This is a genomic window from Flavitalea sp. (assembly GCF_035489435.1).
Taxonomy (GTDB): domain Bacteria; phylum Bacteroidota; class Bacteroidia; order Chitinophagales; family Chitinophagaceae; genus DATHKG01.
Genome location: NZ_DATHKG010000036.1, coordinates 1 through 10,021, shown reverse-complemented (window position 1 = coordinate 10,021; position 10,021 = coordinate 1). Strand labels below are relative to the sequence as shown.

Here is a 10,021-nt window from a genome sequence, read left to right as displayed (position 1 = left end):
AAAGGGCCATACAGTACCAGACTCACCAGTGAACTCAAAAGGTCCATTGGGGTAAATGGTATCACTGCATGTGGCTTTTTCACAAAGTTATTAATAAGGTGATATCGATGAAACCGATCGAAGACTCACCACTCACCACTTCACTCATAACTCATAACTCATAGTTCATAACTCAAATACCTGACTCATAATTCATAACTCATAATTCTTTTTAACTAGTTTAGAAGATAATTGCATGCGCCTGTAAAACCTAAACATATGAAGCAAAAATTTTTTGTGCTGTCAGTGATTCTTTCAATTTCTCTTTTTTCCTGTAAAGAAAATGGACCCTCTAAACAACAAACCAATGGCGTCGATACGCTTACGGCAGCACAGCAGCGATTGCCATCAAACGCTCTGAAGGGTCTTGTTACTTCTGAAGGCCTGGAAACCAGCGTGATGGCAACAGAGCCATTTTTCCGCAATCCAACCAACATAGATGTAGACGACCGGGGGCGGGTTTGGGTAACTGAAGCCTATAATTATCGTCCAAATATCAATGGAAACCCTACTAATGCACTCGGCGACAGGATAATGATTTTAGAGGACACTAACGGCGATGGAAAAACGGACACCTCGAAGGTTTTTTACCAGGGCCCGGAATTAAATGCGCCTCTTGGAATCTGTGTTCTCGGCAACCGGGTCATTGTTTCACAAAGCCCTTATGTCTGGTCATTTTATGATGATAATGGCGATGATAAAGCAGATCGAAAAGAAATTCTTTTCCAGGGGATCGGTGGCCAGCAACACGATCATGGCGTACACGCCTTCACGTTTGGCCCCGATGGAAAACTCTATTTCAACTTTGGAAATGAAGGCAAAACCCTCAGAGATAAAAACGACAGGCCGGTCAGAGACCAGGATGGAGAGATTATTGGCCCGGACAAATACCGCCAGGGTATGGTCTTCCGCTGCAACCCAGACGGATCTCAGGTGGAAGTGCTGGGTCATAATTTCCGAAACCCTTTCGAAGTAGCTGTTGACAGCTATGGCAATTTGTGGCAAAGTGATAATGACGATGATGGCAACCGGGGAGTAAGGATAAACTACATCATGTGGTATGGCAATTATGGCTTCACAGATGAAGTAACGGGTGCAGGCTGGTCTGCAAGCCGTACAAATATGGAAGATTCTATTCCTTTCAAACACTGGCACCTTAATGATCCCGGTGCCACGCCTAACCTGTTACAAACAGGAGCGGGTTCGCCAACGGGAATGGTGATTTATGAAGGCAATGCTTTACCCGAACGTTTTCTTAACCGGATGATTCATTCTGATGCGGGACCAAACGTGGTGCGTTCTTATGATGTAGCTAAAAAAGGTGCGGGTTATACGGCGACCATTAATAATATACTGAAAGGGGAGAAAGATCAGTGGTTCAGACCAGCTGATGTTTGTGTGGCTCCTGACGGATCGCTTATAGTTGCAGATTGGTATGATCCGGGAGTTGGTGGCCATGCCGCAGGCGACCAGACCCGCGGGAGAATCTACAGGGTTGCAAAACCGGGCACTCCCTACCAGGTAACCAGGGCGGATTATAATTCCCCTGAATCAGCTGAAGCATCGCTTCAAAGCCCTAACCTCGCTACCCGTTATAAAGCGAGAATGGCTTTGGAAAAAATGGGCTCAGCAGCAATACCCGTACTTGAAAAACGCTGGCAATCTGATGGAGCGCCAACAGCAAAGGCCCGTGCTTTCTGGACCTTGCTCGTGGTAAATAAAGCAGGTGCAAATAAATATCTGGCAGATGCCCTTAAGTCCCGAAACCCGGAACTACGAATAATGGGTATAAGAGCAGCAAAGGGCAGAACTGATTTTATAGACCAGGTAAGACATCTTGTTGCCGATACTGATCCTCAGGTAAGGCGCGAGCTCGCGATCTCACTTCATCATTTAAAAGCATCCGGAACCCGCGACCTGTGGATACAACTTGCACTTCAGCATGACGGCGAGGACCGTTGGTATCTCGAAGCCCTGGGTACAGGCGCCGACCGTCAATGGGATAGTTTTATGGCTGATTATCTTTCCAAAGTAAAAGATCCGATAAAATCCAGCGCTGCCCGGGATATCATCTGGAGATCCAGGACAAAGCTGGCAATTCCTTATCTCGCGATGTTGGCTGGTGATGCAGCTGAGCCTTTAAAAAGCCGCCTTCGTTATTTCCGCGCTTTCGATTTTAACAGCGGTCCCGAAAAAGCAAAGAGCCTTTTGGGTTTGTTAGAGAAAGCAGGTATAAACGATACAGCTGTCAAAAAGCTTGTACTGAATCACCTGGATGAAGCCGCCGTCAGAAACTCTGAACTGGCACAACGTGAATTAAAACAACTGTTGCAAACAATGGCGGCTTCACCTGGCGATGAATATATACAACTGATAAGAAGATATAATGTAAAAACGGAGAATGAAAATTTGGTGAAGCTGGCTATTGAAAAACCTGATCGCTCGCTTGGCAGAAATGCTGCCGGTCTTTTATTTAAACTGAATGGCCTCCCATTGATCTGGAAAATAATTAGCGGTTCTGATACCAGTGCTCAAAGACAAATGCTTGGAGCAATTGGTTCTGTTGGTACTACGGAATCTGTTGATCTCCTGCAACAACTGGCATTTAATAAAAAGTATGGGGAATACATTAACCGACAGGCTGCATTGCGAATCGGTAACAGTGGAACCGGTGAAGACAGGGTACTCATGATTCTTAAAAAGAAACAAGTGCCCGCTCCATTGGTGCCTCTTGTTGTGAAAAGTGTTTCCAGGGCCTGGCGCGGATCAGTTCGTGAAGAAGCCGCCTCTTATTTACCTGATACAGGCTCCGCCAAATCAGCACCGCCTCCAACTATCGCCGAACTTGCCAGCCTTAAAACGGACAGAAATGCCGGGGTTGAAGTATATAAAACCTATTGTGCAACCTGCCATGTAACCGGTAACAGTGGATTTGATTTTGGTCCTGCGCTTACGGAAATAGGATCCAAGTTACCTAGAGAGGCTTTGCTGGAAGCTATTATTCATCCATCAGCTGGTATAGGTTTCGGATATGAAGGCTGGACTATAAAAATGAAAGATGGCTCTGCGAACGCGGGAATAGTCAAAAGCAAAACGGAAACAGATATCGAAATGGTAATGCCGGGTGGCAGTAAAACAAATATCAAAACAAGTGATATCGATGCGATGGAACAATTAAAAAAATCGATGATGCCGGAAGGACTGTATAAAAGTTTTTCAAAGCAGGATATGGCCAACCTACTGGATTACTTATCGGCGATGAAAAAGAAATAATTGCTCCAAAATCGGTAGATTTATAAGGCTAACGCTAACGTTCGCTTAACCCTTAACATCCAGCTTGTGCAAAGCACTGCCAATAATTCTACGGGCTTCCCGCTGCATTTCAGCCGGTGCCCATTCTTTTGCCCATTCTTTATATTTATTGATTCATTAACTGAAGGTCCTTCCTGACGGTATTATCAAATTGCGATAGTTCAATACCGGCAAGGTTTGGATAAAACACTCCTTATACTTTTGTCTCCTTTTTATCAGTTTCAGAACTAAAACTTAACAAATGAGAAAATGCTTTTTATCAAAAAGCGGTCTTCGACTAATGGTTGCAACAACTATGGCCGCGGGATTTTTTTATCTGCCTGAACAAGGGTATGCCGAAAGCCCCGCAGGCAAAAGGTTTGCAACTATTGAAAAGACCGTCACCGGAACAATTCGTGATTCAAGTAATTCGACACCGCTGTCTGGCGCTACTGTTAGTGTTAAAGGCGGAAACCAAAGCGTCACCACAGATTCGAAAGGCGCCTTTACCATTACAGTTGCAGATGACAATACTGTATTAGAAATAAGTTTTGTTGGTTATAATTCCATCGAAGTTATTGTTGGAAACAGAACCACGCTTGATTTGACTTTATCTTCAAATGCATCGGACCTGGCACAGGTTGTTGTTGTGGGTTATGGTACACAAAATAAAAAAGATATTACCGGTGCAGTAAAATCTGTCAAAGCAGAATCGTTTAACCGCGGTATCATAAACTCACCACAAGAGCTTCTGCAGGGAAAAGTTGCGGGGGTAAATATTACTTCGGCCAGTGGAGAGCCCGGTGCGGTCCAGGGTATTACCGTAAGGGGGCCCGGTGGAGTCAGAACAGGATCCACACCGTTGTTTGTCGTAGATGGTTTACCACTTGATAACTCAAGTACAGGTGGTGGCGATCCTTTAAACTTTCTCAATCCACAGGATATCGAATCTATGGATGTTTTGAAAGATGCATCTGCAACTGCTATCTATGGTTCACGTGGAGCAAACGGTGTTATCATCATTACCACCAAGAAAGGGAAAACGGGTAGTTCTACACTCGGTTTTTCAAGTAATGTTGGTTTTTCAAAAATTGCACGTGCGATACCGGTTTTATCTTCTTCCGAATTCAGGACCGAGGTTCCAAAACTTGGCGGTGCGCTCGACGATAAAGGCGGGAACTCAGACTGGCAGGATGAGGTAACCCGAACCGCAATTACTACCAACAACAACCTTACCTTAAGTGGTGGCGCAAACAAGCTGACTTATTTTGCTTCATTCGGTGCTCAACAACAGGAAGGAATCATTAAGACCAACGACATGTCCCGGTATTCAGGCAGGTTCAATGCAACTCAGAAGTTTCTTGACGATGATCGGTTAACCATTGACGTTAACCTTGCAGTTGCTCAAACAAAAAATGAACGCCCTCCATACCAAACCATTGTCGGAGATGCCCTAGGAAATAATCCCACATATCCTGCTTATGGCCCCGATGGAAAACCCGCGGTTCACCAGCTAATCAATAATCCTTTACTCAACTTCGAACTGGATAAAGATATCACGACAATAACCCGTATACTTGGATCCATTTCGCCGTCTTTGAGAATTATCAAAGGATTGGTTTACCGTTTGAATTTTGGAGTTGATTATTCAACAGCTCACCGTGATGTCGAAGCCCTTCCTTTTGCCCAGCCTCAAAGACTTGGCCGGCTGGAAAGCTATGAAACCTGGAACCGGAACAGGTTGATTGAAAATTACCTGACCTATACTTTCAAAAAAGGTAATCACGATTTCAGCGTGCTCGGTGGTCATTCATATCAAAAAGTGTTTGTGCAGGGGCGCGTTTCAAGCATTAATACATTTCCTATCGGGGGAGTAGAGCCTATTTACAATCCGGGAGTAGGTCAGGAACTGACCCTGACTAATAACCGGCCCACAGGTAGCGCCGTAATAAACGAGTTACAGTCATTTTTCGGACGTGTTACCTACCAATACAATAACAAGTATTTGCTCACTGCAAATTTCCGGGCTGATGGCTCTTCAAAATTCGGTTCTAATAACAAGTATGGTTATTTCCCTTCCTTCTCGCTCGGATGGAAGATCTCTGAAGAAACATTCATGCAGAATACAGGTTTCACAAACCTGAAACTCCGTGCAGGCTGGGGTCTCACCGGCAACCAGGAGATTCCATCAAAGATTACTCAGGGTTTATATAAATCAGAGGTAACCGGCACTGTTAGTTACCCGCTTTATAGTTCAGGTGCTTATCCCGGTGGTATTACTTTCGCAAGATTGCCAAATCCGGATATCCAGTGGGAAGTCTCTACCCAAACAAATATTGGTCTTGATTTCGGATTGCTGAATGGCAAACTGAATGGTTCCATTGACGTTTTCAGAAAAGTATCAAGCAATATCCTGCTTGAAGTAATCCCGGCCGATCCGATTCAGCCGGCAACTACTTTCTGGACAAATGTTGAAAACATGGAAATCACTAACAACGGTCTTGAGATCGATCTTGAATACCGTAATAAAACCGGATTTGGCCTTACCTATGGCGTTGGTGGAAATATTACATTCCTTGATAATGTTGTTGAAAATTCCCCCTATTCAGTTATTCCTTCAGGCTCTGCATCAGGATCAGGTCTTACTTCAGCAACTGTGAACGGCTATATCAATGGTCAGCCAATTGGTACCTTTTACCTGCAGGAGTGGACAGGTTTCAACGCCAATGGCATCAGTACCTACAAGGATACTGACAAGGACGGCATTGTGACAGACAAAGATCGTATTGCTGCTGGTACTGCGCTTCCAAAGGTGTTATATAGTTTCTTTGGAAACCTGTCATATAAAGGGTTTGATCTGAATGCAAACTTCAACGGCGTTTCAGGTAATAAGGTCTATGATAATACAGCGAACTCAATCTTTTACAAACTTAAATTGTCGAAAAACACAAATACAACACGTGCAGCAATTGAGTATCCAAATGAATCAGTAAACAATGCGGCTCAGGTAAGTACAAGGTACTTGAAAGACGGGGCCTGGTTCCGGCTGAACAGTCTTTCACTGGGATATTCATTTAACACGGTAGGGCTTGGCATTGGCAACTGGGTTAAAGGATTACGCTTGTCTGTAACCGGTCAGAATCTTTTCGTTGTAACTAAATACGACGGTTATGATCCTGAAGTAAATACAGACAGAACAGTAAATGGTGTGTCATCATATGGTATTGATTATTTAAGTTATCCGAAAGCCAGGTCGGTGATCTTTGGATTAAACGTTACTTTTTAAAACCCGCTACATGAAAAAGAAAATATTTAGTCTGATGCTGATGGGTTCATGCATCACGATGATAAACAGTTGTACAAAATTAAACGAGACCGTACTCGATGAGTCATCAGTAGCGGGCCTTACCGATAAACAAATTGCCGAAGGCATTATCGCGCCGGTATATGCTTTACTCCCGAGCGTATTTCAGCACACAACATATTTTACCCTACAGGAGATTTCGACCGATGAAGCTATACTTCCTTATCGCGGCGGTACAGACTGGGGTGATAACGGAATCTATCTTGCGATGCATAAGCATGAAACCACAAGTACCGACCCAAATGTGAGAGGTACCTGGAATAATATAGTACAGAGCATCTCACGCGCATTGACGGCAATTGTTGAGTTACCAAAAAGTAAGGATCCAAATGCGCCGGTTTTCCTGGCGGAAGCAAGGGCAATGCGTGCATATTATTCAATGCTGACTTTGGATTTGTTTGGAATTGTTTTCGTGAAAGAGGATCCGGTAGGTATTTCAGAAGTCATACGTGGACAGGCAGCAGTTGATTATATCAAAAGTGAATTACTGGCTGCCGAGCCATTACTTGACAATGCAACAGGGCCCGGACGAATTACAAAAGCCGGTGCCTGGGGTTTGCTTGCAAGGCTTCATTTGAATGCTGCTGTTTATCGTGACCCTTATGCTTCAACTTTTGCTTTTCAGAAAGAGGATATGGATAAGGTGGTTGAATATTGCGATAAGATCATTTCATCCGGTCAGTATGCACTGGCTGCTGAATATTTTTCATTATTCAATGATAACAACCATACAAATAAAGAATTGATTTTTGCGGTTGATCAGCGTGCCGATCTGAATGGCCATAATCGTATGGCTTATTTCTCACTCTCCGGCGACCAGTTTCCGTTACCAGCTTATACGGGTGCTAACGGAACCGATGGCCCTGGTATAACACCAACATTTTACCAGACCTGGGTAACCGCTAATGCACCCCTTGATCCGGCAAAAGGAGATCCCCGCTTTTATAAAGAGAACCTTTCTATCTATTCAAGTGCGAAAGACACCTGCGTTCCGGCCGCAAATTTCAATATCAACCGGGGCATTTTAAGAGGCCAGCAATATGGATTGTTAAGAAGAAATGGTGTGTTTCTGAAATGTGTCGATGGTAGTATGAAAGTGGGTCCGCTGTTTAACGATACCCGGAGCCGCCCAACACTTCCTGTAAACTTTACTGAAAGTATCGATTTTACTGTAGCTGGAAGTGACTATAACACAGGCTACCGGGTTGAAAAATATGAATTCAGCCGTGGCTCCGTAAGTGGAAGAAACTTTGGAGAACATGATATTGTTATTCTTCGTCTTGCCGATATTTACCTGATGCGTGCCGAGGCAAAGTTAAGAAGAGGTGATGCTGCTGCCACTGCTCTTACGGATGTCAACACGATCCGAGCGGCAAGAACAGCCACAACCCCGGCTAAACCGCTTACAGCAGTCGATCTGGAGCTGTTGTATCGGGAAAGAGGCTTCGAGTTTTATTGGGAATGTCTTCGCAGAACTGATATGATCCGTTTTGGCAAATACGAAGGAACCTGGACCGAAAAGACCAACACTGATAAAAACAAAAGAGTTTTCCCTATACCACAAACGGCTATAGATGGAGCCTCAAATCTTCCCGGTTACCTGGTACAAAATCAGGGCTATTAAATCAACCCTTGATAATCATTGTTGATTATCCCGCCTGATTAGATTTTATTAACTTCCTATTGTATAAGGGGGTGACTGTTCGGAACCCGAATGGTCACCCCCTTAAAATTGCTAACCAGTTAATCTTAATGTTGAGTATTATGTTCTAATAAGTTCATTCAAGCTTCGATTTGATTAACTTGATTGCTGTAGCCAAAACTGTTATCAAAAACTTGTTATGAAAAACATTATCTATCTCCTGCTTTTTATTTCGCCTTCCTTATTTTCCCAGGTAGTATTACCCCGAAGCACACCCGAAGCGCAGGGCGTTTCTTCTGTAGCCATTACTGCTTTTTTGGATGCTGTCTCAAAATCCCGGAATGAATTGCACGGATTTGTTTTTGTTCGCCATGGAAAAATTATTGCCGATGGTTGGTCGAAACCTTATGCCGATTCGTTGAAACATACCATGTATTCCACAAGCAAGAGCTTTACATCAACTGCAATAGGTTTCGCGGTTAGTGAAAGAAAACTTACTGTAAACGATAAGGTGATTTCATTTTTTCCAGAAGACTTACCTGCTAATCCAGGTAGTTTTCTAAAAAATCTTACTGTAAAACATCTGTTGACAATGACGGTTGGTCATCCAAACGATCCGACAGGCGCCATTATACCTAAAGCAGGATGGGTAAAGTCATTTCTCGCCACGCCGATAGCAGATACTCCCGGAACAAAATTTTTGTATAATTCCATGGCGACCTTTATGCTTTCTGCCATCATCCAAAAGGTAACCGGTGAAAAAGTAATAGACTACCTGGAACCAAGATTATTTAAACCTTTAGGCATTAATAACAAAGATTGGGAAACAAATCCGGAAGGAATTAATGTTGGAGGTTGGGGTCTCCGGATACGCACAATGGATATGGCAATGCTGGGACAATTATATCTGCAGAAAGGAAAATGGAATGGGAATCAGGTTCTTCCGGCAAGTTGGGTAGATGAAGCCAGCACGGCGCATATCATCCAGGATCGCTCAGCTACCCAGGAACAAAGAAGCAATAGTGACTGGTTACAGGGATATGGTTACCAGTTCTGGCGCAGCCGTTACAATAGCTTCAGAGCTGATGGCGCTTTTGGTCAGTACATTCTAATTTTTCCGGAGTTAGATGCAGTAATAGCCATAACAAGTGAAACACCTGATATGCAGGATGAACTAAACCTCGTGTGGAAATATATTTACCCGGCAATGAAAACAAAAGCTTTGCCAGCAAATGCATCAGCAGTGGCCGGGATGAAAAAAAGTGCTTTAAATCTCAGGATAAATCCATTCAGAATAGCCGCGGATTCCTCTGGAGCACCACAAAATATCGCCGCAATTGCAAACAGGACGCTAAAGCTGAAGAAAAATGAAAATGATTTTGATGGCCTTTCATTTAATATTTCTAAGGATATCGTAAAAGTGCAGGTTCAAACTTCAAGTGGGATTTATCCGGTAGTGTTTGGACAAAACGAATGGATTGCGGGTAGCAATGCCCTCAAAGGACCCGGATTAACCGCAAGAGCAGCTAACAGCATGGAAGGCTTACCGCCATTAAAAGTTACAGGACGGTTTCGCTGGAAAAATGCCACAACGCTGGAACTTGTGCTGCAATATGTTGAGAGCCCTCATCGTGAGATCTGGACCTGTTATTTTGATGATAAGAATTTCAAAATGGAAATAAGAA

At 43.7% G+C, this 10,021-nt stretch carries 4 protein-coding genes; all 4 read left to right on the top strand.

Annotated elements, in window-relative coordinates; genetic code table 11:
* The first annotated feature begins 258 nt into the window (after window positions 1-258).
* Window positions 259-3,312 carry a PVC-type heme-binding CxxCH protein gene (locus VK664_RS06195; protein ID WP_461397756.1) on the top strand — a complete coding sequence of 1,018 codons (3,054 nt, stop codon included), beginning with the start codon at window positions 259-261 and terminating at the stop codon, window positions 3,310-3,312.
* A 280-nt stretch (window positions 3,313-3,592) separates the two neighbouring features.
* On the top strand, window positions 3,593-6,616 hold the full coding sequence (locus tag VK664_RS06190; RefSeq protein WP_461397755.1) for a SusC/RagA family TonB-linked outer membrane protein: 3,024 nt from the start codon (window positions 3,593-3,595) through the stop codon (window positions 6,614-6,616).
* A 10-nt stretch (window positions 6,617-6,626) separates the two neighbouring features.
* Window positions 6,627-8,318 (top strand): RagB/SusD family nutrient uptake outer membrane protein, encoded by a 1,692-nt coding sequence (locus tag VK664_RS06185; RefSeq protein ID WP_461397754.1) that lies wholly within the window; start codon window positions 6,627-6,629, stop codon window positions 8,316-8,318.
* Window positions 8,319-8,535: 217 nt separating this feature from the next.
* Window positions 8,536-10,021: serine hydrolase domain-containing protein (locus tag VK664_RS06180; protein WP_461397753.1), on the top strand; the 1,486-nt coding region annotated here is incomplete at its 3' end.